Source organism: Bradyrhizobium sp. BWA-3-5, assembly GCF_032917985.1.
Taxonomy (GTDB): domain Bacteria; phylum Pseudomonadota; class Alphaproteobacteria; order Rhizobiales; family Xanthobacteraceae; genus Bradyrhizobium.
In genome coordinates this window covers 7,198,062-7,223,849 of record NZ_CP136626.1, presented here as the reverse complement: position 1 = coordinate 7,223,849, position 25,788 = coordinate 7,198,062, and the positions used below count along the sequence as shown (strand labels likewise).

The following is a 25,788-nucleotide window of genomic DNA, read 5'->3' as shown; positions in this document are numbered from 1 at the left end:
AGAGCAGCGGTGATGATTAACTACCAGGAGAGGCACGGCTCCGAACACAATCGGTCAGCCATATTGACGAATGCACTGAGCCCCGTGAATCGACAAAAACGAATCTAGGGTGTTCACTATGTGAAATGAGACCCAAGGAGGCCTCGTTCATAACAGCCAGATCCATTCATTGATATCGTTCGGGAGAAACGAATATGTCCTTCGTCGCACGACGATTGGCGGCGTTTTCTGCCGCCGTCATTATGTTCGCTGCCAGTGGAGGCAGTGCGCTGTCTCAGAAGAAATATGATGTCGGCGCAACCGACACCGAAATAAAGATCGGCAACATCATGCCGTACAGCGGACCCGCGTCGGCTTACGGGGTAATCGGCAGGACCGAGGCTGCCTACTTCCGCAAAATCAATGCCGAGGGCGGTATCAATGGGCGGAAGATCAACTTCATCTCCTATGACGACGCCTACAGCCCGCCGAAAACGGTTGAGCAGGCGCGCAAGCTGGTCGAGAGCGACGAGGTGCTTCTGGTCTTCGGCCCGCTCGGCACGCCGTCCAATACTGCCATTCAGAGGTACATGAACACCAAGAAGGTGCCGCAGCTGTTCGTCGCGACAGGTGCGACCAAATGGAACGATCCGAAAACCTATCCGTGGACCATGGGCTGGCAGCCCAACTATCAGAACGAGGCGCGGATCTACGCGAGGTACATCCTCAAGGAAAAACCGAACGCCAGAATCGGTGTTCTTTATCAGAACGATGATTACGGAAAGGACTACCTGAAGGGCCTGAAGGATGGGCTGGGCGACAAGGCGGCATCGATGATCGTAGCGGAGGATGCTTACGAGGTCGCCGAACCGACCATCGATACGCATGTCGTCAAGATGAAATCTATTAACGCCGACGTGTTCGTCAACATCACCACGCCGAAGTTCGCTGCGCAGGCCATCAAGAAGGCGGGCGAGATCGGCTGGAAGCCGATGCACTTTCTGAACATCGTTGCCACCTCGATCGGCGCAGTAATCAGGCCGGCCGGAGCCGAGAATGCGCAAGATATCATTTCGGTGGCTTACTTGATGGATCCGATGGATCCGCAATGGAGTGATCATCCGGGAATGAAGGCCTTCGACGAGTTTTTGGCCAAGTACTTCCCCGAAGCCAATCGGGCCGACAACTTCGTGGTCACGGGATATAATACTGCCCAGACTTTGGTTCAGGTATTGAAGCAGTGCGGCGACGAGCTCACCCGCGAGAACGTGATGAAGCAGGCCGCGAATCTAAAGAACTTCAGAACCGATAACCTGCTGCCGGGCATCACGATCAACACCAGTCCGACTGATTTCGCTGCGATCAAGCAAGTCCAGTTCAGACGGTTCAAGGGAGATAGGTGGGAGCTGTTTGGCCCCGTGCTCAGCGATGAAATCGGAGGCTAGGAAGTACCAAGTCGTAATCAGTCACTTGCGACTTCCGGCTCATTGGGAGCAACCGTAGACTTCCTCTACCAAACTCGGTTGGTGGCGGTGACGCGCCCGGGTGTGTGGGTCGGCGCGGTGCTGCATCCTGGCCATACTCGTAGCACTCGCGATGGAACCGGCCTCCTGTCGCACTGCGATGGCCGACCCGCGCAGCGTCCGGATCCTTCAAGCTCCGAAACCGGAGCCTCGAATCATGCGCTACGAATTCAGCGAGCATGGGTGGACCGCCACTAAGCCGATGTTGCCTAACAAGCCGCGGGCGCTCATCGGGCAGGTGGCCGCCGCGTGCTCGATGCCATCGTTTGGGTCCGGCGTTCGGGTGCGCCATGGCGCGATTTGCCGGCGACCTATGGTCTCCACACGACTTGTTACAATCGCTTCGTTCGGTGAATGATGGTCTTGTCTCACTGATTTGCCCGACGTGTCAAACGTCGACTTCGGCACACATGCGTGCCGGCTACTGTGCATGGGGTTGTTTTCAATATTTTGGTTGGGAACGAGGCGCATGGGTCCGACCGGAGCCGGCCAAGTCCTGACTTGTCATGCCCCGCGAAGGCGGGGCATCCAGTACGCCGTGACAGACGATTTCAGCAATGTTGGCCGCGGGGTACTGGATCATCCGCTTTTGCGGATGATGACAGCGACCGTTGTGGCGCTAGCTAGCCCAGCGGCTCCAGTATCTTCACCAGCTCCCCGTGCACGAACTCGTTGCCGCACACCACGTGTCCGGTGGACAGCGCATTGTCCTTGCCGCCGATATCCGAAATCGTGCCGCCGGCTTCGCGCACCATGATCTGCCCGGCGGCGATATCCCACGGGGAGAGGTTGCGTTCCCAGTAGCCGTCGATGCGGCCGGCGGCGACGAAGGCCAGGTCGAGCGAGGCGGCGCCGAAGCGGCGGAAGCCGGCGACCTTGTTCTGCAGGGCGGCCATTTCCTTCAGCGCTAATTGATGGTCGCCGCGGCCGATATGCGGCATGCCGCAGGCGACCACGCATTCATCGAGCCGGCGGCGGCCGGCGACGCGCAGGCGCTGGTCGTTGAGGAACGCGCCCTTGCCGCGCTCGGCGATATAGAGCTCGTCATTGGCGGGATTGTAGATCACGCCCGCGATGACGGTGTCTTCGCGCCGCAGGCCGATCGAAATCGCGAATTGCGGGATGCCGTGCAGGAAGTTAGTGGTGCCGTCCAAGGGATCGACGATCCAGGTGTGGGTCTTGTCGGCGCCCTCGCGCGTGCCGCCTTCCTCGCCGATGAAGCCATAGCCCGGCCGCGCCTTGGCGAGGTCTTCATAGAGCATCTCCTCGGCGCGCTTGTCGGCCTTGCTGACGAAGTTGGCCGGGCCCTTCAGCGAGACCTGCAGGTGCTCGATCTCGCCGAGGTCGCGCTTGAGGCTGCGGCCGGCGCGGCGCGCGGCCTTCACCATGACGTTGATAAGGGCGGAATGGAGCATGGGGGGAGCTTATGGCGTAAGAGGGAACGGCCCGAAGCCGTCAGGGTTTAGCGACTGGGTGCCCTGCTGACGTGCCGCCGTCAAGGCGTGATTTGCTGGTGGCGGCGCCGGTCCATCGCTCCGCCGCCTCCTGCGCCTTGGCGCGATCCGCGGCGGGCAGTTCCGCAAACATTTCGTCCAGTTTGGGGTCGCCCTTGCCGGCACTCTTGGCGACGAGATGCCATTTGAAGCCCTCGATCTTGTCCACCGGTGTGCCCACACCGTAGACCAATACCCAGGCCAGCCGATTTTGCGCGATCGCATTGTTTTGCCGGGCAGCTTTGCGCAACAGCGCGACCGCGGCCGGCTGGTTCTTCGGCGTACCGGTGCCGTTGAACAGCGCGATGGCATATTCGACCTCGGCATCGACATTGTCGGCCAGCGCCGCCGCCTGCAACAGCCGCACCGCCCGTTCGAGGTCCTTCGGCACGCCGGTGCCTTCCTTGTAGAAGGTTGCGAGCGCGTATTGTGCCTCCGCGTTACCGGCGTCCGCCGCGACGCGCAGCAGTTCGGCCGCACGCCCGAGATCCTGCGGCAGCGTGTTGCCGTCGAGATAGAGCAGCGCCAGATTGTAGGCCGCCTTCGGGTTGCCGAGCTTGGCTGAGGAAGCGAGCAGCTTGACGGCCTGCTCGCGATTGCTGTTTCCGCCGCGCCCCGACAGTCGCATCATGGCGAGCGCGAACATGCCCTCGCGGTCGCCGGCATCGGCGGCGCGCTGATACCACTCGGCGGCCTTCGGATAGTTGCGCTTGACGCCGAGCCCGTTGGCGTAGAGCTCGCCCAGCATCGTCATCGCCTTGGGGTCGCTATTGTACTGCGCGCGCGTGGTCGCGAGATCGAATGCCGTCTTGTACATGCCGCGCTGATAGGCGCCGTAGACGAGATCGACATTCGGATCCTCGAAGGTGGCCGAGGGCGAAGGGGAGGGCGTCGGCGTCGCCGCCGGTCGCGGCGTGGCGGCAGGCCTCGGCGTTGCGGCCGGCTGCTTCGCCGCGGGTGGCGCCTTCGGCTTCGGCGCTTCCTTTTTTGCCGCCGGTGGGGCGGGCGGCTGCGCGGCGGGCGGCGTCGGCGAAACCTGTGCGGAAGCGCCGGCCATCGTCATCAAGAGGGCCGCAAGCAGCGATGTGGGACGCAGCAGCTTCATCTCCGGCGTTATCCGTGTCCGGCCAAGTCTGCCAAGTCAGAGCTGTCTTCGGCCTTTTCGAACGCGCCTTCGCGCGCCTGCCGGATCGTCTCCCCGGCCTCGACCAGCGCCGCCTTTGCGCCGCGCGGATCGGCCCAGATGAAATCGCCGACCAGGACGAAATCGGCGCCGGCAGACGCGAATGCGGCAGCTTCCGCGCATGAGGCGGCAAAGCCGACGCAGGGCGGCTCGAACAGTTCATCCCACCATTGCAGGCGTTCGGCGATCGCCTCTACCGAGGGCCGCTGGCCGCGCGCATCCGGCTCGCCGAACAGCACGTAGTCGGCGCCGTCCTCGCCTGCAGTCATCGAATCATGCCGCGTGGCAAGGCCGCCGACGCCGGCAATGCGGTCCGGCTTGAGCGAGGGCCACGCCTCTTCCAGCGCGGTGAGGTTGTTCAGATGCGCGCCGTCGGCGCCGGCGCGCGCCACTAGCTCGGCATGGCCGTCGAGCAGCAGCGCCGCGCCGGCATTCTGGATCGCAGGCGCCAGCATTTTCGCGCGCGTGATCATCGTGCGCTGGTCGATTGGCTTGAGCCGCACCAGCACGGCCGCGACATCGGCCGCTGCGAGCAGCGCCGGAAGCTCGGCGACGAGCTGCGACGGATCGTCCACCTCCGGCGTCGCGAGATAGAGGCGCGGCGCCGGGCGTGACGGAGCGGTTTTATTGGACAAGTCTAGGCGACCTTCTTTTCCAGGCCGGTGTCCCACTCGCCCTTGCTTGCCAGCGCGTTCATCCTGGCGCGGTGCGTGAACGCGCGCTGGCCTGCGGCGACGTTCTCGGCCTTGCCGGACCACGCCTTCTGCGGCGCCGCCTGCAGCGCGCGGCCATAGGAGAAGGTGAGCCTCCAGGGCAGCCCGCCGATCTTGTTCATCGCATCCAGATGCGCGGTCGCTTCCTCGTCCGATTGTCCGCCGGAAAGGAAGGCGATGCCCGGCACAGCCGCGGGCACGCAGGCCTTCAGCATCCGCACGGTCTTTTCAGCGACTTCATTGGCGGACGCCTGCTTTGCGCACTTCTTGCCTGAGATGGCCATGTTGGGTTTCAGCACCATGCCTTCGAGCTCGACCCGCTGCACGCGGAGTTCCTGGAACGTCTTGTTCAGGACGCGCTGGGTCACGTCATAGCAGCGGTCGATGTCGTGATCGCCGTCCATCAACACTTCCGGCTCCACGATCGGCACGATCTGTGCCGCCTGGCACAGCGCCGCATAGCGCGCCAGCGCATGGGCGTTGACGCTGATCGCGGTCATGGTGGGAATGCCGCTGCCGATATCGATCACCGCGCGCCATTTGGCGAAGCGCGCGCCGCGCTCGTAATACTTCTTCAGGCGCTCGGCGAGCTTGTCGAGGCCGACGGTGACGAGTTCGCCCGGGCACTGCGGCAGCGCCTGGGTGCCCTCATCGACCTTGATGCCGGGGATCGCGCCGGCCTGCTCGATCAGCTTGACCAGCGGCGTGCCGTCCTTGGCATTCTGCCAGATCGTCTCGTCGTAAAGGATCACTCCCGAGACATACTTGCTCATCGCCTCGGTGGAGCGGAACAGCATCTCGCGATAGTCGCGGCGGTTCTCCTCGATGGATTCGACCTTGATGGCGTCGAAGCGCTTCTTGATCGTGCCCGAGGATTCGTCGGCGGCGAGAATGCCCTTGCCTGGGGTGACCATGGCGAGGGCAACCTTGTTGAGGTCAGCAAGATTCATGGGAACGTTCTCCGGAAACATCATGCCCTTGCGCACCAAAATAGGCGGTTCTCGGGCAAATGCCTAGAAAACGTTCGTCGCACCCTGGGTGTTTGCGCGGCGCCTGTTCGGCCAATCTTGTCAGGTAACCTTGTCAGGCGGTTTTGGGATCGAGCTCACCCTTGGCATACCGCTTGGCCATCTCGGCGGTGGTCAGCACCTTCTTGATCTTGGAGGCCTGGCCTGCGGTATTGAATTCCTGCAGCCGCTGCTTGCACAGTTTGGTCATGGCTTCCATCGCGGGCTTCAGGTATTTGCGCGGATCGAACTCTTCCGGATTGTCCTTCAGCACTTTGCGGATCTGCCCGGTCATCGCCATGCGGTTGTCGGTGTCGATGTTGATCTTGCGGACGCCGTTCTTGATGCCGCGCTGGATCTCCGCAACCGGCACGCCCCAGGTCGGCTTCATCTTGCCGCCATTGGCGTTGATGATCTCCTGCAGCTCCTGTGGCACCGAGGATGAGCCGTGCATCACCAGATGCGTGTTCGGCAGCTTGCGGTGGATTTCCTCGATCACCTTCATGGCGAGAATGTCGCCGTCCGGCTTGCGGGTGAACTTGTAGGCGCCGTGCGAGGTGCCCATCGCGATCGCCAGCGCGTCGACCTTCGTTTCTTTCACGAACTTCACGGCTTCGTCGGGATTGGTCAGCAGCTGGTCGTGTGACAGTTTTCCCTCGGCACCGTGGCCGTCTTCCTTGTCGCCCATGCCGGTCTCCAGCGACCCGAGCACGCCGAGCTCGCCTTCCACCGAGATGCCGCCGAGATGCGCCATGTCGGTCACGGTCCTGGTCACGCCGACATTGTAGTCCCAGTCGCCGGGGGTCTTGCCGTCGGCCTGCAGCGAGCCGTCCATCATCACGGATGTGAAGCCGGCCTGGATCGCGGTCATGCAGGTGGCGGGCTCGTTGCCGTGGTCGAGATGCACGCAGACCGGAATCTGCGGGTAGATCTCGGTGACGGCATCCATCATGTGCTTGAGCATCACGTCATTGGCGTAGGAGCGCGCGCCGCGCGAGGCCTGGATGATGACGGGCGCGTCGACCGCAGAGGCGGCCTCCATGATCGAGAGCGCCTGCTCCATGTTGTTGATGTTGAACGCCGGCACACCGTAATCGTGCTCTGCCGCATGATCGAGCAGTTGACGCAAGGTAATGCGAGCCATTCAAATTCTCCTGTATTTGCCGCGCTTTTGGCGCCCCATTAACTCGTGATCTAACGTGATTTGAGAACTTCCACACCGGGCAGCGGCTTGCCTTCCATCCATTCGAGGAAGGCCCCGCCGGCCGTCGAAACATATGAGAAATCGTCGGCGACGCCGGCCTGGTTCAGCGCCGCGACGGTGTCGCCGCCGCCGGCAACCGAGATCAGTTTCTTCGTCTTGGTCCGCTCCGCTGCGTGCTTGGCCGCCACCATCGTGCCGCGGTCGAACGGCGTCAGCTCGAATGCGCCGAGCGGGCCGTTCCAGACCAGCGTCTTGGCGTCATCGATCGCGGCGTGAATCCGCGCGGTCGATTGCGGACCGACGTCGAGGATCATGCCATCGGCCGGAATCGCATCGAGGCCATAGGCGTGCGACGGCGAATTGGCCGCGAAGTGATAGGCGACCACGGCATCGACCGGGAGGATGATGGCGCAGTTCGCCGCACTGGCTTTTTCCATGATGCGCAGCGCGGTCGCGGCGAGGTCCTTCTCGGCCAGCGACTTGCCGACGTTGACGCCCTGCGCATGCAGGAAGGTGTTGGCCATGCCGCCGCCGATCACCAGCGCGTCGACTTTCGTCACCAGGTTCTCGAGCAGATCGATCTTGGTGGAAACTTTTGCGCCGCCGATGATCGCGATGACCGGCTTGGCCGGCGCCTCCAGCGCCTTCTCCAGCGCATTGAGCTCGGCCTGCATGGTGCGTCCGGCATAGGCCGGCAGCTTGTGGCCAAGGCCTTCGGTCGAGGCATGCGCGCGGTGCGCGGCCGAGAACGCGTCGTTGACCCAGATGTCGCCGAGTTTTGCGAGCTCGGCAACGAACGCCGGATCGTTCTTCTCTTCCTCCTTGTGGAAGCGGGTGTTCTCCAGGCAGAGGATGTCGCCGTCCTTCATCGCGCCGACGGCCTTGGCCGCGGCCTCGCCGATGCAATCGTCGGCAAAAGCGACCGCCTTTTTGACGACCCTCGACAGGGCTTCCGCGACGGGCTTGAGCGAATCCTTGGCGTCGCGGCCCTTCGGCCGGCCGAAATGGGCGAGCAGGATGACCTTGCCGCCCTTGCCGGAAATTTCGCTGATGGTCGGCGCGACGCGCTCGAGCCGGGTCGCATCGGTGACGCGGCCGTTCTCCATAGGGACGTTGAGGTCGACGCGCAGCAGCACGCGCTTGCCCTTCACGTCAACGTCGTCGAGGGTGCGGAATGATTTTGTCATGGGCGGGTCTCTTGTCCCGGGCGCACTGCGGCGCAAAGCGCCGCTGTGCTGAACCGGGACCTACGTTGGAATGGGTCCCGGCTCTGCGTCGCGCCACACCGTGACGCGCCGCGTCCGGGACACGAGACTTACAGCAGCTTGCCCATCGCGACGGCGGTGTCGGCCATGCGGTTGGAGAAGCCCCACTCGTTGTCGTACCAGGACATCACGCGCACCAGCGTGCCGTTCTGCACCTTGGTCTGGTCCTCGTGGAACGTCGAGGAGTGCGGATCGTGGTTGAAGTCGATCGAGACGTTCGGCGCAGTGGTGTAGCCGAGGATGCCCTTGAGCTGCTGCTCGGAGGCGCGCTTCATCGCCGCGTTGATTTCCTTGGCGTCGGTTGAGCGCTTGGCGACGATTTTGAGGTCGACGACCGAAACATTCGGGGTCGGCACGCGGATCGCGACGCCGTCGAGCTTGCCCTTCAGCTCGGGCAGCACCAGCCCGATCGCCTTCGCTGCGCCGGTCGAGGTCGGTATCATCGACATCGCCGCCGCACGGCCGCGATAGAGATCCTTGTGCAGGGTATCGAGGGTCGGCTGGTCGCCGGTATAGGCGTGGATCGTGGTCATGAAGCCGGTCTCGATGCCGACCGTATCGTTCAGCACCTTGGCGACGGGCGCCAGGCAGTTGGTGGTGCAGCTTCCGTTGGAGACGACCAGATGATCCTTGGTCAGGGTGTCATGGTTGACGCCGTAGACGATGGTGGCGTCGGCATTGTCGGCGGGCGCCGAGACCAGCACGCGCTTGGCGCCGGCGGTCAGGTGCGCGGAGGCCTTGTCCTTGGCGGTGAAGATACCGGTGCATTCCAGCGCGATGTCGACGCCGAGAGCCTTCCACGGCAATTTGGAGGGATCACGCTCGGCGGAAACCTTGATCTTGCCGTTGCCGAGGCTGATCGAGTCGCCGTCGACGGTCACGGTGCCGGGGAAGCGGCCATGCACGGAATCGAAGCGCAGCAGGTGTGCGTTGGTTTCGACCGGTCCGAGATCGTTGATGCCGACCACCTCGATATCCTTGCGGCCGGACTCCGCGATGGCTCGCAAGATGTTGCGGCCGATGCGGCCAAATCCGTTAATCCCAACGCGGATTGCCATGCTGATCTCTCCTCTAATAGCCGATGCCGGCCCCGCGGAGCTGTTCCACGGAGGTGCTGACGGCGGAACGCCCGGTTCGGCCGGGCGGGAACGGTCAAGATGGAGGTCTTGGTAGTCCTTTTTCCCAGCAATCTCAACCGTCAGCCCAAGCGCTTCACGGCAGCGTTAACGGCGGCCTCGGCAGTAATTCCGAAGTGCTTGAAAAGGTCCTTGGCAGGCGCGCTGGCTCCGAAACCGTGCATGCCCACGAATTCACCATCCTGGCCGATCACGGCATCCCAGCCCCAGCGCACGCCGGCCTCGATGGCGACCTTGACCGGCGCATTGCCGATAATGGCTGTCTTTCGGTCCGCGGGCTGCGCCAGCAGCAGTTCGAGCGAGGGCACCGACACAACCCGTGCGGCGATGCCGCGCTCCGCGAGCTGCTTCTGGGCCGCCACGGCGACCTCGACCTCGGAGCCCGAGGCGAACAGCGACACCTTGGCCTCGCCCTGGGCTGCGACTAGTTCATAGGCGCCATGCGCGCAAGGGTTATCATTCGGCGCATTGGTGCGGAGCTGCGGCAGGTTCTGGCGGGTCAGCGCGAGCACGGTCGGACCATCGATACGGTTGAGTGCCAGTTCCCAGCATTCCGCCACCTCGACGGCGTCGCACGGCCGGAACACGCGCATGTTGGGAATGGCGCGGAGCGCGGCAAGATGCTCGACCGGCTGATGCGTCGGGCCGTCCTCGCCGAGCCCGATCGAGTCATGGGTCATCACATAGACGACGCCGTTGCCCATCAGCGCGGCGAGCCGCATCGCCGGGCGAGCATAGTCTGTGAACACCAGAAAGGTCGCGCCGTTCGGGGCGAAGCCGCCATGCAGGAAGATGCCGTTCAGCGCCGCGGCCATGCCGTGTTCGCGGATGCCGTAATGGATGAAGCGGCCCTTCGGCGTCTTGGCCGAGAACGCGACAGCCGACTTCGCCTTGTTGTTGTTGGAGCCGGTGAGGTCGGCGGAGCCGGCGAGGAATTCCATCGGCATCGCCGCGGCAATCGCCTCGATCGCGGACTCAGAGGATTTCCGCGTCGCGACATTCAGCGGTGATTCCAATAGCGCCTTCTTGTGCGCGCGCAGCGCCTTCGCCAGCGCGGCCGGACGCTCGTGCCGCATCCGCCGGTCGAACTCGGCGCGCTTGCGCGGGCCGAGCTCGCCGAACGCACTTTCCCATTCCTCGCGCGCGGCCGCGCCGCGGCTGCCGGCGGCGCGCCAGGCCTTCAGCACATCATCGGGCACCGAGAAGGCATCGAGCGAGATGCCGAGCTTTTCCTTGGCGCCCTTGAGCTCGTCCGCGCCGAGCGCCTCGCCGTGGGCCTTCGCCGTGCCGGCGCGCGTCGGCGCACCAAAGCCGATCGTGGTCTTGCAGGCGATCAGCGACGGCTTGTTGGACTTTTGTGCGCGGGTGATCGCCGCTGCGATCGCCTTCGGATCATGGCCGTCGATCAATTCCGCCGCCCAGCCGGCGGACTTGAAGCGCTTCACCTGGTCGACCGAGTCGGCGATCGAGGTCGGCCCGTCGATCGAGATGCCGTTGTCGTCATACAGCACGATCATCTTGCTGAGCTTCCAGTGCCCGGCCATTGCGATCGCTTCCTGCGACACGCCTTCCATCAGGTCGCCGTCAGAGGCCAGCACATAGGTGTGATGGCTGACCACCTTCTTGCCGAACTCCGCGGCGAGCATCTTCTCCGCCAGGGCCATGCCGACCGCGGTCGAGATACCCTGGCCGAGCGGGCCGGTGGTGGTCTCGACGCCGCTGGTCTCGAAGTTCTCCGGATGGCCCGGCGTCTTGGAGCCGAGCTGACGGAAGTTCCTGATCTGGTCGAGCGTCATCTCCTTGTTGCCGGTGAGGTAGAGCAACGCATAGAGCAGCATCGAGCCGTGGCCGGCCGACAGCACGAAGCGATCGCGGTCCGGCCAGTTCGGAGCGGCGGCATCGAATTTGAGGAACTGCGTGAACAGCACGGTCGCGATGTCCGCCGCGCCCATCGGCAGGCCGGGATGGCCGGATTTCGCCTTTTCGACGGCATCCATGGCAAGCCCGCGAATCGCATTGGCCATACGGGTATGATCGACCTGCGTCATGATGAAAATCCGCCTGAAATGAGGTGCTTGGTTGCGGGTAACGTACCGGGCGAAAGCCGCAATACGGGCGTGGATCGAGGGAAAGCCGGCGCTGGATAGCACCTCAATCCCGAGGAGTCCAAGCCGGGGAAACGCGCTTTTGGTGCCAAAAGTTGCTTAGCGGTGCATAGCTTCGCGCGGGCGTTGCGCTTGGCTCGCTTGCCACGTAAATTTCGCCCTCTAACCGCTTGCCGAACCGCGGATTTTGCTGCCGGGCGGCGGGCCTACCGCGAAGGTGCGCGCTGCCCCTCATGAGCGATCGTTACATCAACGGGACCGGCAACGCCGAGACGGTCCAGGTCGACATCGACGCCGCCACGCGGCGCCTGATGCTGGCACTCGATGCGCTCGAGGCGGCGGCCGAGCGAAGGCGCGACGCCGACCGCGATGAGAACGAATTGGCGAGCCGGATTCAGGCGCTTGGCGCCGATCGCTCGCGGCTGGCCGACGAACTCGACGGCTCGCTGGTGAAGACGCGACGGCTGGAGCGCGCCAACCGCGAGATCGCCGAACGGCTGGATATCGCGATCGGCACCATCCGTGCGGTGCTCGATGCCGGAGAGGACGAATGAGCCACATCAACGTCACCATCAATGGCCGGCAGTATCGCATGGCCTGCGAGGAAGGGCAGGAAGTGCGGCTCCTCAAGCTCGCCGAGAACCTGGAATCGCGGGTTGGGGAGCTGCGCGGCAAGTTCGGCGAGATCGGCGATGCGCGCCTCACCGTGATGGCCGCGCTCACCGTCTGCGACGAACTGGTCGACGCCAACGCTCGCATCCGCGCGCTGGAAGGCGAGCTCGAAACCCTGCGCAACGTCCGCGTCGCCGCCGCCGACCGCACCAAGGCCACCCAGATCGCCGTCGCCAACGCGCTCAACGCCGCCGCCGAGCGCATCGAGAAAACCACGCAGATGCTGAACCGCACCATCGGCACCGGCGTCGCGATCGGGTGAGGCGCCGGGTTTCTGTTTCACCCTCCTCTGGAGGGGGAGGGTCGCCGCGCAGCGGCGGGGCGGGGTGACAGACTATCGTCGTCGGAGGTGTTTCAGTGGCAGCGCTTCAGCGTCTAACGCACCATGCACCTCGACGTAGATTCGCTCTAGCGCCGCGCTGAGATCGGCCGCAACATCCGAATTCCAGAAGCGGATGACGCGATATCCTTCCTGTTCAAGCCAAGCTTGCCGCTCGCTATCGCGCTCGGCGATCGCATCGTCGTTATGATGACCGCCATCAAGTTCGATGATGAGACGCTTTGCGGGACAAAAGAAATCCACGACATAGGGCCCGATCTGTGCTTGACGCGGAAATGTGTGCCTTCGATCGGCAGTTCCTTGAGCGCACGCCGCAACGTGCGCTCATGCGGGGTGGTATTGGCGCGCAGCTTCTTCGCTGCCGCGCGGCGGATTGCCGTTGAAATCATAACTATCGCACTCGCGGAGAGATCACCCCACCCCGTTCGCATCGAACGACCCTCCCCCTCTAGGGGAGGGTGAAGTTGATCGCAATCTAAAGGCGAACGCAAGCAGTCTCGGCTGGCGGATTCGGTTCGTAACGCCTACATTCTCTTCGCGAGGCTGCGTCGTGCGTCAGGAGCCATATATCCCCGGGGCCTTATCGATCCTTTAGGGAACTGTCCCTGGCCGGGTCCGTGGATCCGGACATATGGTGCCCACCTACTTTCGTAGGGAACTCCGGGATCGAGTGCTTCAACGGCGTTCGCGGCCTCGCACTTTGGTTTGTTGCTCGCGTGCCCGCTTGTCATCCCGCGCACGTTCGTCATACCCGCGAAGGCGGGTATCCAGTACGCCGCGGCCCCGCAGTTGAGCGCTAGTGTCTCTGGAATACTGGATCATCCGCCTTCGCGGATGATGACGGACTGAGCTCCCGCATGACAATAATCCTGTCGAAAGCCGACCTCCGCGCCGCAGCGCTCGCCAAGCGCGATGCGCTCAGCGAGGAGCAGCGCGCTATAGCCGCAGAAGCGATGGCGAAACGGGGGCTGCCGTTCGCGATCGAACCGGGTTTCATCGTGTCGGGCTATTCGCCGATCCGCAGCGAGATCGACCCGGCGCCGCTGATGCGCAAGCTGGCCGGGCAGGGCGCAAGGCTCGCGCTTCCGGCGGTGCTTTCACGCGGCAAATCGCTCGCCTTTCGCGCATGGTCGCCCGACGATCGCCTGATGCTGGGGCCGCTCGGCATTCCCGAGCCGTCGCCGGCGGCGCAAGAGCTCATTCCCGACATCATGCTGGTGCCGCTGGCGGCATTCGACCGCGAGGGCCATCGCATCGGCTATGGCGCCGGCCATTACGATTTCACGCTCGCCCATCTGCGCAAGGCCAAGGCGATCACGGCCGTTGGCACCGCGTTTTCCGTGCAGGAAATAAAGGCCGTTCCAGCCCTGCCGCACGACGTGGCGCTGGATTATGTGCTAACGGAAAAGAAAGTGTTCGATTTCCGGAGCTGAACTTTGCGTATTCTCTTCGTCGGTGACGTGGTCGGCCGCGCAGGCCGCACCGCGATCTCAGAACATCTGCCTGGCATGATCAGGGACTGGCAACTCGATCTCGTCGTCGTCAATGGCGAGAATTCCGCCGGCGGTTTCGGCATTACCGAGACCATCTACCAGGAGCTGCTCGATGCCGGTGCCGATGCCATCACGCTCGGCAACCACGCCTGGGATCAGCGCGAGGCACTGGTGTTCATCGAGCGCGCGCCGAAATTGGTCCGGCCTGCGAACTTTCCAAAGGGCACGCCGGGGCGCGGCGCCGCGCTGGTCGACGCCAAGAACGGCAAGCGCGCGCTCGTCGTCAACGCCATCGGCCGCGTCTTCATGACGCCGTTCGATGATCCCTTCGCGGTGCTGAGCCGCGAGCTCGAGGCCTGCCCGCTCGGCGAGGCGGCGGATGCGATCGTGGTCGACTTCCACGGCGAGGCGACCAGCGAGAAGCAGGCGATCGGCTATTACTGCGACGGCCGCGCCAGCCTCGTCGTCGGCACCCACACCCATGTGCCGACCGCCGATCACCAGATTCTTTCCGGCGGCACCGCCTACATGACTGACGCCGGCATGACCGGCGATTATGATTCCGTGATCGGCATGCAGAAGGAAGAGCCGATGCGGCGCTTCACGACGGGCATTCCCTCGGCCCGTTTCGAACCGGCGGGCGGGATCGCGACACTCAGCGGTGTCGCCGTCGAGACCGATGATTCAACCGGCCTCGCGCTGCGCGTTGCGCCGGTGCGGGCCGGTGGCCGGCTCGAGCCGGTCGTCCCCGCGTTCTGGGCGTGAGAAGATCGTACGCCGGAGAGTGTCGACGCCGAGATTACCACTCTCCGTTCCCCGGACGCAGCGCAGCACGCAGTGATGCGCTGCTGAGCCGGGGTCCAGAGATGATATGCGGAAACATGGGCCCCGGCTCTGCGGAGCAGCGCCATAGCGCGTCGAAGACGCGCGTGAACGCGCTTACGGTGCTGCACCGCGTCCGGGACTCGGACCTAGCTTCAATTGAACTGAACCACCTTGTCGAGCGTGATCGGCAGATCGCGCACGCGCTTTCCCGTTGCATGATAGACCGCGTTGGCGATGGCCGCCGCGACGCCGACGATGCCGATCTCGCCGAGGCCCTTGATGCCGAGCGGATTGACGATCGCATCCGGCTCGTCGACGAAGATCACCTTGATGTCGTGGATGTCGGCATTAACGGGCACGTGATATTCGGCGATGTTGGCGTTCATCACGCGCCCGAAGCGGTGGTCGTAGAGCGTTTCCTCGTGCAGCGCCATGCCGATTCCCCAGACCACGCCGCCCATCACCTGGCTGTGCGCGGTCTTGAGGTTCAGGATACGGCCGGCGGCGACCGCGTTGACCACGCGGGTGACGCGGACCACGCCGAGCTCTTCGTCGACCTTGATCTCGGCGAAGATCGCCGAGTGCACATTGCGCGCGTGAGACTTATCCTCCTCGACCTCATTGGTTTCCTCGCATGAGAGGCGCTCGGTTTGGCCGGACTGCATCACACTCGCGACGGAGAGCGCGCGGGTCGCGTCGCGCTTGCTGACGATCCTGCCGTCGACCAGCGCCACGTCATCGACATCGACGTCCGCCAGTGGCGAATCCTGCAGTGCGTTGGCGAGCTTCAGCAGCTCGCCGCGAACCGCGCGAGCGGTATTGGCGATGGCGTTGCACACCGATGATGCAATCCATGAACCGCCTTCCACCGGGCATTGCGGCAGCGAGGAGTCGCCGAGCTTGACGCTGATATTGTCGATGGGCAGGCCGAGCAAGTCGGCCGCCACCTGCGCCATGATCGTGTAGGTGCCGGTGCCGATGTCGGAGGCGGCGGTCGCGACTTCCGCATGTCCATTGGCCGTCAGCACGATACGGACGGTCGCTGGCATCTGCAGCGCTTCCCACACGCCCGATGCCATGCCCCAGCCGACCAGCTCGTTGCCGTCGCGCATCGACCGCGGTTCCGGATTGCGCCTGTCCCAGCCGAATTCTGCGGCGCCTTGGCTATAGCATTCGCGGAGCTGCTTGCTGGTATAGGGAACGTCCTCGCCCTGGTGGCGGTCGGAATAGCATTGCAGGCGGAACTGAACTGGATCGGTCTTGAGCGCGATGGCGAGTTCGTCCATCGCGCACTCCAGCGCATAGACGCCGGTGGCGGCGCCTGGCGCCCGCATGTCGCAGGACGTCGGCAGGTCGAGCTTGACGAGCTTGTGCTCGAACTTCGCGTTGGAGGTCTTGTAGAGCAGGTTGCCCCAGCCGGTATCGTTGCGCGCGAATTCCTCGAATCTTGAGGTCACGGCGATAGCTTCATGGTGCATCGACTCCAGCGTGCCGGTGCTATTGGCGCCGAGCGCCAGCCGTTCGATGCTCGCCGGGCGGTAGCCGAGCGCGTACATCTGCGCGCGCGTTAGCACGACGCGGACCGGTCGCTTGAGCGCCTGCGCTCCGAGCACCGCCAGCACGACCTGATATTGCGGGCGCAGGCCGGCGCCGAAGCCGCCGCCCATATAGGGCGACATGACGCGCAGCTCGTCCGGCTTCAACTTGAACACACCGCAGAGATATTTCTGTACGTTTTGTACACCCTGCGTCTTGTCGTAGACGATGAGCCGGCCGCCTTCCCAGATCGCGGTCGAAGCAAACAGCTCCATCGGATTGTGGTGCTCGCTCGGAATGAAGTATTCGGCGGCGTGGTGCACGGCGGCGGAGGCAAAAGCCTTGTCGGCATCGCCACGCGATTTTTCCGGCGCGTCGACGGCAAAGGCGCGGGCGCGCTCGGCCTCCAGGTCGGTGACGTGCGGCTCCTGCTGGTATTTGATTTTCACCATCGCGGCGGCGATGCGCGCGGTTTCCCAATCTTCCGCCAGCACCAGCGCGACCGGCTGTCCGGTGAAAAGGATTTTGTCGTCGTAGAGCGGGCGGTAGGGCGAGCCTTTCTCCGGCGCGACCTCGTCCTTGTAGGAGTCGTCCTTGTCGGCCATCGGCGGCCGGTTGCGATGGGTGAGCACGTCGATCACGCCGGCGATATCAAGCGCGCCGCTGACGTCGATGCGCGCAATTCGCCCCTTCGGGATGGTCGATTCGACGACGTAGCCGTGGACGAGGCCGGCAACGTTGAATTCGCCGGCATATCTGGCTTCGCCGGTGACCTTGGCCCGGCCGTCGACGCGGGATGTCGCTGTTCCGATATAGCTTGCCATGGCGGTCACCGTATCCTCTTGTCGGAGATCGACTGCGGCGTGCCGCGCGCCGCCTGACCGAGCGTGCGTATGATGGCGCGCCGAGCCAGGCCGATCTTGAAATTGTTGTGTCCAAAACCCTTGGCGCCTCGCAGCAGGACATCCGCTGCCGATGAGAAAGCGCTTGCATCGGCGCGCTGGCCGCGCAGGACGATTTCAGCCGCCGGGCTGCGCCAAGGCTTATGCGCGACGCCGCCGAGCGCCAGGCGCGCGTCCTTGATGGTGTCGCCGTCGAGTTCGAGCGCGGCCGCCACCGATACCAGCGCGAACGCATAGGACAGGCGGTCTCGGATCTTGAGGTAGGAATAGTTCGCGCTGAAGCCCTTGGCGGGAAGCTCGATCGCCGTGATGATCTCGTCGGGCTCCAGATTGGTGTCGAGCTGCGGCGTGTTATTGGGCAGCCGATGGAAATCCGCAATCGCAATGCTGCGCGCGCCCGCAGGACCTTGGACATGCACGCTCGCTTCGAGCGCGGCGAGCGCGACGCACATGTCGGACGGATGGGTGGCGATGCAGGATTCGCTGGTGCCGAGGATCGCGTTGATGCGGTTGACACCATCGATCGCCGAGCAGCCGCTGCCCGGCTCGCGCTTGTTGCAGGGCGTCGTCGCGTCGTAGAAATAGAAGCAGCGCGTGCGCTGCACGAGGTTGCCGCCGGTCGAGGCCATGTTGCGGAGCTGTTGCGACGCGCCAGCGAGGATCGACCGTGACAGCAGCGGATAGCGCGCCTCGATCAGCGGATGGTAGGCGAGGTCGGTATTCGGCACCAGCGCGCCGATCAGCACGCCGCCGTCCGCGGTCTCCTCGACCTTCCTGAGCGGCAGGCGCGAGATGTCGATCAGCCGGGTCGGAGCCGCGACGTCGTATTTGATCAGGTCGAGCAGGTTGGTACCACCCGCGATGAATTTCGCGGAAGGATCGGTGGCGATCTGCTTGATGGCGTCGGCGACGTCGCTGGCGCGGCTGTATTGAAACGGGATCATGATCGCTCCATCGCCTGCTGAATCGCCGCTACGATGTTCGGATAGGCGCCGCAGCGGCAGATGTTGCCGCTCATCAGCTCGCGAATCTCGTCGGCGGTTTTTGCTCTGCCTTCCCTGATCAGCCCGGCGGCCGAGCAAATCTGCCCCGACGTGCAATAGCCGCACTGAAACGCGTCGTGATCGATGAAGGCCTGCTGCAGCGGATGCAGTTCTCCGTCTTGCGCAAGGCCCTCGATGGTGATGATGTCGGCTCCTTCCTGCATCACGGCGAGCGTCAGGCACGAATTGATTCGCCGTCCTCCGACGAGAACGGTGCATGCGCCGCACTGGCCGTGGTCGCAGCCTTTCTTGGTGCCGGTCAGATTGAGATGGTCGCGTAGCGCGTCCAACAGCGTCGTCCACGGCGCGAGGAGAAGCTTGACCTGCTTGCCATTGACGTCAAGGGTTACCGGAATTTTCTCGGGCACTGCGGCTACGCGCCCTGTGGGCGCGGCTGTCCCAGAATGCGTCATTCTTTTTCTCCGCCTGTTCCGGTGCTTGGGATGGTTAGCCCGCGCGCACCTAGAGGCCATTCACCGGGCCTTCTGTCCGCGCAAAAAAGCCTTGGGTTTCCGACCTGTCTACAACCAGCTCGATCGAAGAAGGTTCAAGGCGAGCCTGGGATGCTTGGCCAGCGAGGCGAAGCCCGTTTTTGCTGCGAGTGAATGACGCGCATGCGACAGTCGCAACGGCGCGTTTTCTGGGCGGACATCGGCGGGACCGCGAAGACGCGCTGCGATTGGTTATGGTCTGAGGGAAAGAACGGCTACAGCTTGTAAGCCGTGCGGAATCCACCCCAGTGGCGGCCTTTGACGCGGACCGGCACGTCGATCTCGCGCATCATCACCGTATTACCGTTGCCCATGTCGCGGGCGTAGGTCTGGATCAGATAGACGCGCTGGTTGCGCCCGGCGGCAAGCCCGGCCGGATCGTTGAAGATGCGGCGGTTGCGGCTGTTGGCGGTGTTCCAGGTGACGTCGCCCGGACGCTGCGGGTGCGAATAGATCTTGTTGTGCACCGGAAGGTAGCCGTTGGTGTCGATCACGGCGCAGAAAGCCATCCGCTGGTCCTTGGCGAGGAACGCTTCCTGGAACGGCGGCAAAGCCCGATCGGCCCAGTCGAGGATTTTGGTGCGGTATTGCACCGGATTGGTGCCTGGTATCTCGACATAGTTGGTGTCGAACATGTCCTCCATCGAGATCGCGCCGCTATCGATGCCGCTCTCGAAGATCTTCTTCAGCGCGGCACCGGCTTCGATCGCGCGGGTCACCGCTTCAGTGTTGTCGTCCTGGATCGACCAGATCTTGTCTTCGAGCTTCTCGATCAACGCCGTGGCAGGCCGTTCGAACTGCGCGTGCGCGCCGGCTTTCGTCCGCTGGACGATGCGAATTCGGCACGCACCGACATCTTGCAGCGTCGCGTCAAAACTCTGGCCCTGCGCCAACGCTTCCGCGTTTGCCCCGCTGACCAGAATGCCGCCCATCGAAATCTCATAGACCGGTGCCGATATCACTCCGCGCGAGGTCGTAATCTCGATCTTGAGGCTGCAAGGCAGCTTTTCGTCCTTGCCGCGCTCGGCACGCTCGCCTTCCTTTTCTCCCTGGCGCAACAGCACGGCGCAGCGCGCCTTGAGTTTGTGCGCGAACGCGGTCACGGCCCGTCCAGCCCTGGCGACGCTTTCGCCATGCGCCTCGGCTTCCTTGGTGGCGCTGTCGATCTCGCCGGCGCTGTCGCCGACCGAGACGATGAAGCTGGAAGCGGAGGCCGCGTTGTCGGCCATTTCGCCTGTCGTGGCGTTCTGTTCGGCGACCGCGCCATTGACGTGCTCGAATACCGGGCGGATCGCTTCGATCGATTGCGTGATGCGATGAACGGCGTCGACCGAGCCGGCGGCGTCGCGCTGCAACGCCTCGATCTTCTTGGTGATCTCCTCGGTGGCGTTCTGGGTCTGCACCGCGAGCGCCTTCACTTCGGTGGCGACGACGGCGAAGCCGCGTCCGGCCTCGCCGGCGCGCGCCGCCTCGATGGTGGAGTTGAGCGCCAGCAGCGTGGTCTGCCGCGCGATCTGTGCGATCAGGTTGACGACGTTGCCGATCGCCGCCGAGGACTCGCGCAGGCGGTCGACATTGGCGCCGGCCTCGCGGGCGGCCGCGCTGGCCTCGTCGGCGAGCTTGCCGGCGTCGCGCACCTGGGCGCCGATCCCCTGCGCCGACTGGGTGAACTTGTCGGCGGCCTGCGAAAATGTCGTCGCCGTACGCTGGGCGGCGCTCGAGCGGCTGGTCAGCGCATCGGTGCGCTGGCGGATGGTCGAGAGCGTCGCCGCCGTGGCCTCGGCGCCGCCGGCGACCGAATTGGCCGCGCGCTCGAGCTGGCGGATCATCGCGCCGAGTTCGAGTTCCAGGAGTTCGAGGATCGCCCTGGCCGAATCACTATCGCCGGGCGCGGCTTCCACGCTGGGGGCAGCCGCCTGAACCTCGGGCTCAGAGGCGGGCTGGGCCAGCTCCGGCACCCGCTTTTTGAACAAACCGAAGGCCATAACGTCTCTTGAAAGTTGAGGATCTCTGCGAAATCCTCTCATCCGAGCATGAAGTCGTGGTTAACAACTGCCTGATTTTCCGGCAGGCGGCAGTATTGCCATACCAAAACCGGCTGCAAATCTTTGATTTCGGCGGGTTGCCGGCCTATAAGGCCGCGCCCTATCCCTACATCCCCTGGACGAATCCAAGAGACTGCGCATGGCCGGCCATTCCCAATTCAAGAACATCATGCACCGCAAGGGCCGGCAGGATGCCCAGAAATCCAAGCTGTTCGGCAAGCTGGCCCGCGAAATCACCGTCGCCGCCAAGCTGGGCACCCCGGACCCCGCGATGAATCCGCGGCTGCGCGCGGCCGTCATCGCGGCGCGCCAGGAAAACATGCCGAAGGACAATATCGAGCGCGCCATCAAGAAGGCGACCGGCGGTGAAAGCGAGAACTACGACGAAATCCGCTACGAGGGCTACGGCCCCGGCGGCGTCGCCGTGATCGTCGAGGCGCTGACCGACAACCGCAACCGCGCCGCCTCCGACATCCGCTCCTACTTCACCAAGTCGGGCGGCAATCTCGGCGAAACCGGCTCGGTCGCCTTCATGTTCGACCGCACCGGCATTATCGAATATGACGCCAGCGTCGCCTCCGACGATGCGATGCTGGAAGCCGCCATCGAGGCCGGCGCCGACGACGTGGCATCAAGCGAAAGCGGCCATGAGATCTACGCCTCGCAGGAAACCTTTCGCGAGGTCGCCAAGGCGCTGGAAGCCAAGTTCGGCGAAGCCCGCAAGGCGGCGCTGACCTGGAAGCCGCAGAACACGGTCGCGGTCGACGACGAGACCGGCGAGAAGCTCTTGAAGCTGATGGACCTCCTCAACGAGCACGACGACGTCCAGAACGTCTACGCCAATTTCGAGATCTCGGACGCGCTGGTCGCCAAGATGGGCGGGTAGGCGATCTCGTGTCCCGGACGCGGTGCAGCGCGTGAGCGCTGCTCCGCAGAGCCGGGACCCATGTCACCAGATGCCGAGCCGGATAGATGGGTCCCGGCTCTGCGGCGCACCACTTCGCGGTGCGCCGCGTCCGGGGCACGAGCCAGCGCATCCATCGGGGATTTCCGTTCTCTTTATGTTTCGTTCACACGGCTCTGGCGTTATCACTACGCCATGACAGCCTCACCGATTCGCCAACCCGTCCGTATCATCGGCATCGATCCTGGCCTGCGCCGCACCGGCTGGGGCGTGATTGAGTCCGAGGGTAACCGGCTTGTCTTCATCGGCTGCGGCTCGGTCGAGCCGCCGGACGATCTGCCCCTGGCCAGCCGCCTCCTGGCGATCCATGAGGGGCTCGCGGCCGTGCTCGGCGATTTCCGCCCGGCGGAGGCCGCCGTGGAACAGACCTTTGTGAACAAGGACGGCGTCGCGACGCTGAAGCTCGGCCAGGCCCGCGGCGTCGCCATGCTGTCGCCGGCGATGTTCGGTATTGCGGTTGCGGAATATGCGCCCAATCAGGTCAAGAAGACCGTGGTCGGGGCCGGACATGCCGACAAGAACCAGATCGCGGTGATGCTGAAAATATTGCTGCCGAAAGCCGAACCGAAATCCGCTGACGCGGCGGACGCGCTCGCCATCGCCGTCACCCACGCCCATCACCGCCAGGGTGCGCTGCTGCGGATCAAGGTGGCGAGCCTATGATCGGCAAGCTCAAAGGCCTGATCGATTCGTACGGCGAGGATTATGTCATCCTCGATGTCGGCGGCGTCGGCTATCAGGTGCATTGCTCCTCGCGTACGCTGCAGGCGCTGCCGTCGCCCGGCGAGGCGGCGGTGCTGTCGATCGAAACTTATGTGCGTGAAGATCAAATAAAGCTGTTCGGCTTCCGCACCGACGCCGAGCGCGAATGGTTTCGCTTGCTGCAGACCGTGCAGGGCGTCGGCGCCAAAGTCGCGCTCGCGGTGCTCGGCACCTTGCCGCCGGCCGAGCTCGCCAACGCGATTGCGCTGCGCGACAAGGCCGCGGTGTCGCGCACGCCCGGCGTCGGCCCGAAAGTCGCCGAGCGCATCGTCTCTGAGCTCAAGGACAAGGCGCCTGCCTTTGCCAATGTCGATCCTGCTGTCGTGCATCTCGCCGGCGCCGTCGACGATCAGCGCGCGCCGCGCCCGGTCACCGACGCGATTTCGGCGCTGGTCAATCTCGGCTATGGCCAGCCGCAGGCGGCGGCCGCGATTGCCGCGGCGTCACGCAGCGCTGGTGAAAAAGCCGAGACCGCGCAGCTGATCCGGCTGGGCCTGAAGGAGCTGGCGAAGTAGACTACGTTTGCCCTTCCCTGACGAAGGAACGCGTTTCCGTCATGTTGAGTGAAAAAGACCAGGAACTAATTGCCGCCGCGATTGACGCGATCAGGCCGCGGTATCGGAACCGTTGGCAAGAGGTCGGCGCAGCCATGCGCACCCGCGACGGCCGCATCGTCACCGGTGTGAACATCGACGCCTATATCGGCCGGATCGCCGTCTGTGCGGAGGCGATCGCCATTGGGCGCGCGATTACCGAAACCGGCGATCGCGGTATCGAGACCATCGTCGCCGTCCGTCATCCCAAACCGGACGAGCCCGGCGATATTGCCGTCGTCTCGCCCTGCGGCATCTGTCGCGAACTGATCCATGATTACGATGCGAACGCGCGGGTCATCGTTCCCGACAATGGCCGCGAGCCGAAGGTTGCGACCATCGGCGAGCTTTTGCCCAACAAGTACCGGAGGGGCAACGGGTGAACACCCCCTCCCGTATCGTCACCCCCGAGCGGCGTTCCGACGATGTCGGCGACACCGCGCTGCGTCCGCAACTGCTGTCGGAGTTTGTCGGCCAGGCGCAGGCGCGCAAGAATCTGTCGATCTTCATCGAGGCGGCGCGCAAGCGCGGCGAGGCGCTGGATCATGTGCTGTTCGTCGGCCCACCCGGCCTCGGCAAGACCACGCTGGCACAGATCGTTGCGCGCGAGCTCGGCGTCGGCTTTCGCGCCACCTCAGGCCCGGTGATCGCGAAGGCCGGCGATCTTGCGGCGCTGCTCACCAATCTGGAAGAGCGCGACGTGCTCTTCATCGATGAGATCCATCGCCTCAGCCCGGCGGTCGAAGAAGTACTCTATCCCGCGATGGAGGATTTTCAGCTCGACCTCATCATCGGCGAGGGACCCGCGGCGCGCTCGGTCAAGATCGAGCTGGCAAAATTCACCCTGGTCGGTGCGACGACGCGCGCAGGGCTGTTGACCAATCCACTGCGCGACCGCTTCGGCATTCCGGTCCGCCTGAATTTCTACACCGAGGACGAGCTGGAGAAGATCGTCTCGCGCGGCGCCCGCGTGCTCAACATCGGCATGACGGCTGATGGCGCCAACGAGATCGCGCGCCGCGCCCGCGGCACGCCGCGCATCGCCGGGCGCCTCTTGCGCCGCGTGCGCGATTTTGCTTCCGCGGCCGATGCCAGCTCCGTCGACCGCGCCATTGCCGACCACGCGCTGAGCGCGCTGGAAGTCGATGCCGCCGGTCTCGACGCCATGGACCGCCGCTACCTGACCACGATTGCGCTCAACTATGGCGGCGGGCCGGTCGGGGTGGAAACCATGGCGGCGGCGCTGTCGGAGCCGCGCGACGCCATCGAGGACATCATCGAGCCGTACCTGATCCAGTGCGGCTATCTGCAGCGCACCCCGCGCGGCCGGCTTTTGACCTCGCACGCCTTCCGCCATCTCGGCCTCGCCGAGCCGACGCGCGATCCCGCGCAATTCGGCCTGTTCGGCAACGGCGACAGCGACGACGGACCGCTTCGAACCCGATGATTCCTGTGGAACACTAAAGGCAAACAGCGGGTTCATGCGCGCACTGCCATGGTGAAAAGCTGCGTGAGCTCTGCTGACGATCTGCACAAACCTACCGCATTTCGGGCCCAATCCGTCCCCATGTTAGCGCTGCATCACGACTGAGTTCCCATGTTAACACGCCGTCATTTTCTGAAATCCGTGGCTGGTCTCGGCGCGTTCGGCGTCTCCACCACTGCCTACGGATTCAGCGCGCCGATCGTCCGGCTGCGCGTCACGAGGTACAACATCACGCCGCCGCGATGGCCTGATGGCCTCAAGCTTCGGATCGCCGCCATCGCCGATTTGCATGCCTGCGATCCCTGGATGTCGCTCGATCACATCCAGGAGATCGTCGAACGCACCAATGCGCTGAAGCCTGACATCGTCGTCATGCTCGGTGACTACGTCACCGGCCATCGCAAAGTAACGCGCATCATTCCTGATGCCGAATGGGCCGGCGTGCTGGCCGGCCTGAAAGCGCCGCTCGGCGTGCATGCGGTGCTCGGCAATCACGATTGGTGGGAAGACAAGACCGTCCAGCGGGACGGGCAGGGACTGCCGTCCGCCGGCCGCGCGCTGGAGAAGGTCGGCATTCCCGTCTACGAGAACGACGCGCGGAAGCTTTATAAGAACGGCCATTCGTTCTGGATTGCGGGTCTTGGCGATCAGCTCGCCTACATGCCGGCGCGCCGCTTCCGCCCGCTCAAGCGGATCGGCGTCGATGATCTCGGCGCGACGCTTTCGAAGGTCACCGACGATGCGCCCGTCGTCCTTATGGCGCATGAGCCCGATATCGCCAAACGCGTGCCCTCGCGCGTCGCGCTGCAGCTCTCCGGCCATACCCATGGCGGTCAGGTGCGGATGCTCGGCTGGTCGCCGATCTCGCCGTCCGGCCAGCAGCTCGCCTATGGCCACATCAAGATGAATTGCGACGTCGTTGTCTCCGGCGGCCTCGGCTGCAGCATCGTGCCGTTCCGCCTCGGTGTGCCCCCGGAAATCGTGCTGGTGACACTCGGCGCGCCGCGGCCGGCAGTGGCTTAGCCCGC

Annotated in this window: 24 protein-coding genes, 1 other RNA gene and 1 pseudogene; 13 read left to right on the top strand and 13 right to left on the bottom strand. The window is 64.3% G+C overall.

What is annotated here, in order from left to right:
• Positions 1-194 precede the first annotated feature (194 nt).
• Together RX331_RS34750 and RX331_RS34745 are read left to right on the top strand one after the other, a co-directional pair.
• Complete coding sequence (locus tag RX331_RS34750; protein WP_317254074.1) at positions 195-1,424, top strand: ABC transporter substrate-binding protein; 1,230 nt, start codon at positions 195-197, stop codon at positions 1,422-1,424.
• A 280-nt stretch (positions 1,425-1,704) separates the two neighbouring features.
• A pseudogene (locus RX331_RS34745) lies at positions 1,705-1,853 on the top strand (transposase); the annotation flags it as partial.
• A 272-nt stretch (positions 1,854-2,125) separates the two neighbouring features.
• Here the strand turns inward: RX331_RS34745 and RX331_RS34740 are convergent.
• From RX331_RS34740 to tkt, 8 genes are all read right to left on the bottom strand, one after another.
• On the bottom strand, positions 2,126-2,917 hold the full coding sequence (locus RX331_RS34740) for an inositol monophosphatase family protein (protein WP_317254073.1): 792 nt from the start codon (positions 2,915-2,917) through the stop codon (positions 2,126-2,128).
• 40 nt (positions 2,918-2,957) lie between these two features.
• A complete protein-coding gene (locus RX331_RS34735) occupies positions 2,958-4,100 on the bottom strand; it encodes a tetratricopeptide repeat protein (RefSeq protein ID WP_317254072.1) in 1,143 nt (380 codons plus the stop codon).
• Positions 4,101-4,108: 8 nt separating this feature from the next.
• Positions 4,109-4,813: a thiamine phosphate synthase gene (locus tag RX331_RS34730; RefSeq protein ID WP_317254071.1), complete on the bottom strand. Its 705-nt coding sequence runs from the start codon at positions 4,811-4,813 to the stop codon at positions 4,109-4,111.
• Positions 4,814-4,815: 2 nt separating this feature from the next.
• A complete protein-coding gene (locus tag RX331_RS34725) occupies positions 4,816-5,841 on the bottom strand; it encodes a class I fructose-bisphosphate aldolase (protein ID WP_317254070.1) in 1,026 nt (341 codons plus the stop codon).
• Positions 5,842-5,974: 133 nt separating this feature from the next.
• Positions 5,975-7,042, bottom strand: coding sequence for a class II fructose-bisphosphate aldolase (gene fba, locus RX331_RS34720; RefSeq protein ID WP_317254069.1), 1,068 nt, complete (start codon positions 7,040-7,042; stop codon positions 5,975-5,977).
• Positions 7,043-7,092: 50 nt separating this feature from the next.
• Positions 7,093-8,289, bottom strand: a complete 1,197-nt coding sequence (locus tag RX331_RS34715) for a phosphoglycerate kinase (protein WP_317254068.1) — start codon at positions 8,287-8,289, stop codon at positions 7,093-7,095.
• 128 nt (positions 8,290-8,417) lie between these two features.
• Positions 8,418-9,425, bottom strand: coding sequence for a type I glyceraldehyde-3-phosphate dehydrogenase (gap, locus tag RX331_RS34710; protein WP_317254067.1), 1,008 nt, complete (start codon positions 9,423-9,425; stop codon positions 8,418-8,420).
• Between the two features lie 140 nt (positions 9,426-9,565).
• A complete protein-coding gene (gene tkt, locus RX331_RS34705) occupies positions 9,566-11,551 on the bottom strand; it encodes a transketolase (protein ID WP_317254066.1) in 1,986 nt (661 codons plus the stop codon).
• Between the two features lie 290 nt (positions 11,552-11,841).
• Between tkt and RX331_RS34700 the strand changes: the two genes are divergently transcribed.
• Both RX331_RS34700 and RX331_RS34695 read left to right on the top strand, forming a co-directional pair.
• Positions 11,842-12,162, top strand: a complete 321-nt coding sequence (locus tag RX331_RS34700) for a DUF4164 domain-containing protein (protein WP_317254065.1) — start codon at positions 11,842-11,844, stop codon at positions 12,160-12,162.
• On the top strand, positions 12,159-12,542 hold the full coding sequence (locus RX331_RS34695) for a cell division protein ZapA (protein WP_317254064.1): 384 nt from the start codon (positions 12,159-12,161) through the stop codon (positions 12,540-12,542). The genes RX331_RS34700 and RX331_RS34695 overlap by 4 nt, the downstream gene beginning before the upstream one ends.
• Positions 12,543-12,614: 72 nt before the next feature.
• On the opposite strand, the gene RX331_RS34690 is transcribed toward RX331_RS34695, so the two are convergent.
• Positions 12,615-12,863, bottom strand: coding sequence for an endonuclease domain-containing protein (locus RX331_RS34690; protein WP_317254062.1), 249 nt, complete (start codon positions 12,861-12,863; stop codon positions 12,615-12,617).
• A 294-nt stretch (positions 12,864-13,157) separates the two neighbouring features.
• Here RX331_RS34690 and ssrS point away from each other — a divergent pair.
• The 3 genes from ssrS (at position 13,158) to RX331_RS34675 (ending at position 14,878) form a co-directional block, all read left to right on the top strand.
• A non-coding RNA gene (gene ssrS, locus RX331_RS34685) (6S RNA) lies at positions 13,158-13,318 on the top strand.
• Positions 13,319-13,477: 159 nt separating this feature from the next.
• A complete protein-coding gene (locus tag RX331_RS34680; protein WP_410708039.1) occupies positions 13,478-14,053 on the top strand; it encodes a 5-formyltetrahydrofolate cyclo-ligase in 576 nt (191 codons plus the stop codon).
• Between the two features lie 3 nt (positions 14,054-14,056).
• Positions 14,057-14,878 (top strand): TIGR00282 family metallophosphoesterase, encoded by an 822-nt coding sequence (locus RX331_RS34675; RefSeq protein ID WP_317254061.1) that lies wholly within the window; start codon positions 14,057-14,059, stop codon positions 14,876-14,878.
• A gap of 212 nt (positions 14,879-15,090) precedes the next feature.
• Here RX331_RS34675 and RX331_RS34670 read toward each other — a convergent pair whose 3' ends face one another.
• From RX331_RS34670 to RX331_RS34655, 4 genes are all read right to left on the bottom strand, one after another.
• A complete protein-coding gene (locus RX331_RS34670) occupies positions 15,091-17,298 on the bottom strand; it encodes a xanthine dehydrogenase family protein molybdopterin-binding subunit (RefSeq protein ID WP_317254060.1) in 2,208 nt (735 codons plus the stop codon).
• 5 nt (positions 17,299-17,303) lie between these two features.
• Positions 17,304-18,320: a xanthine dehydrogenase family protein subunit M gene (locus RX331_RS34665; protein WP_317254058.1), complete on the bottom strand. Its 1,017-nt coding sequence runs from the start codon at positions 18,318-18,320 to the stop codon at positions 17,304-17,306.
• A complete protein-coding gene (locus tag RX331_RS34660; RefSeq protein ID WP_317254057.1) occupies positions 18,317-18,832 on the bottom strand; it encodes a (2Fe-2S)-binding protein in 516 nt (171 codons plus the stop codon). Before RX331_RS34660 ends, RX331_RS34665 begins: the two co-directional genes overlap by 4 nt.
• A gap of 293 nt (positions 18,833-19,125) precedes the next feature.
• Positions 19,126-20,895, bottom strand: a complete 1,770-nt coding sequence (locus RX331_RS34655) for a methyl-accepting chemotaxis protein (protein WP_317254056.1) — start codon at positions 20,893-20,895, stop codon at positions 19,126-19,128.
• Positions 20,896-21,094: 199 nt separating this feature from the next.
• On the opposite strand from RX331_RS34655, the gene RX331_RS34650 reads away from it, so the two are divergent.
• From RX331_RS34650 to RX331_RS34625, 6 genes are all read left to right on the top strand, one after another.
• The gene (locus RX331_RS34650) at positions 21,095-21,841 is read left to right on the top strand and encodes a YebC/PmpR family DNA-binding transcriptional regulator (protein ID WP_317254055.1); all 747 of its coding nucleotides are present in this window, start codon (positions 21,095-21,097) and stop codon (positions 21,839-21,841) included.
• Between the two features lie 213 nt (positions 21,842-22,054).
• Positions 22,055-22,582 (top strand): crossover junction endodeoxyribonuclease RuvC, encoded by a 528-nt coding sequence (gene ruvC / locus RX331_RS34645; RefSeq protein WP_317254054.1) that lies wholly within the window; start codon positions 22,055-22,057, stop codon positions 22,580-22,582.
• On the top strand, positions 22,579-23,196 hold the full coding sequence (ruvA, locus tag RX331_RS34640) for a Holliday junction branch migration protein RuvA (RefSeq protein WP_317254053.1): 618 nt from the start codon (positions 22,579-22,581) through the stop codon (positions 23,194-23,196). The genes ruvC and ruvA overlap by 4 nt, the downstream gene beginning before the upstream one ends.
• Before the next feature lie 41 nt (positions 23,197-23,237).
• Positions 23,238-23,657 carry a cytidine deaminase gene (locus RX331_RS34635; RefSeq protein ID WP_283030257.1) on the top strand — a complete coding sequence of 140 codons (420 nt, stop codon included), beginning with the start codon at positions 23,238-23,240 and terminating at the stop codon, positions 23,655-23,657.
• A complete protein-coding gene (gene ruvB / locus RX331_RS34630; protein ID WP_317254052.1) occupies positions 23,654-24,721 on the top strand; it encodes a Holliday junction branch migration DNA helicase RuvB in 1,068 nt (355 codons plus the stop codon). Before RX331_RS34635 ends, ruvB begins: the two co-directional genes overlap by 4 nt.
• Positions 24,722-24,871: 150 nt before the next feature.
• Positions 24,872-25,783, top strand: a complete 912-nt coding sequence (locus tag RX331_RS34625) for a metallophosphoesterase (protein ID WP_317254051.1) — start codon at positions 24,872-24,874, stop codon at positions 25,781-25,783.
• Positions 25,784-25,788: the final 5 nt, after the last annotated feature.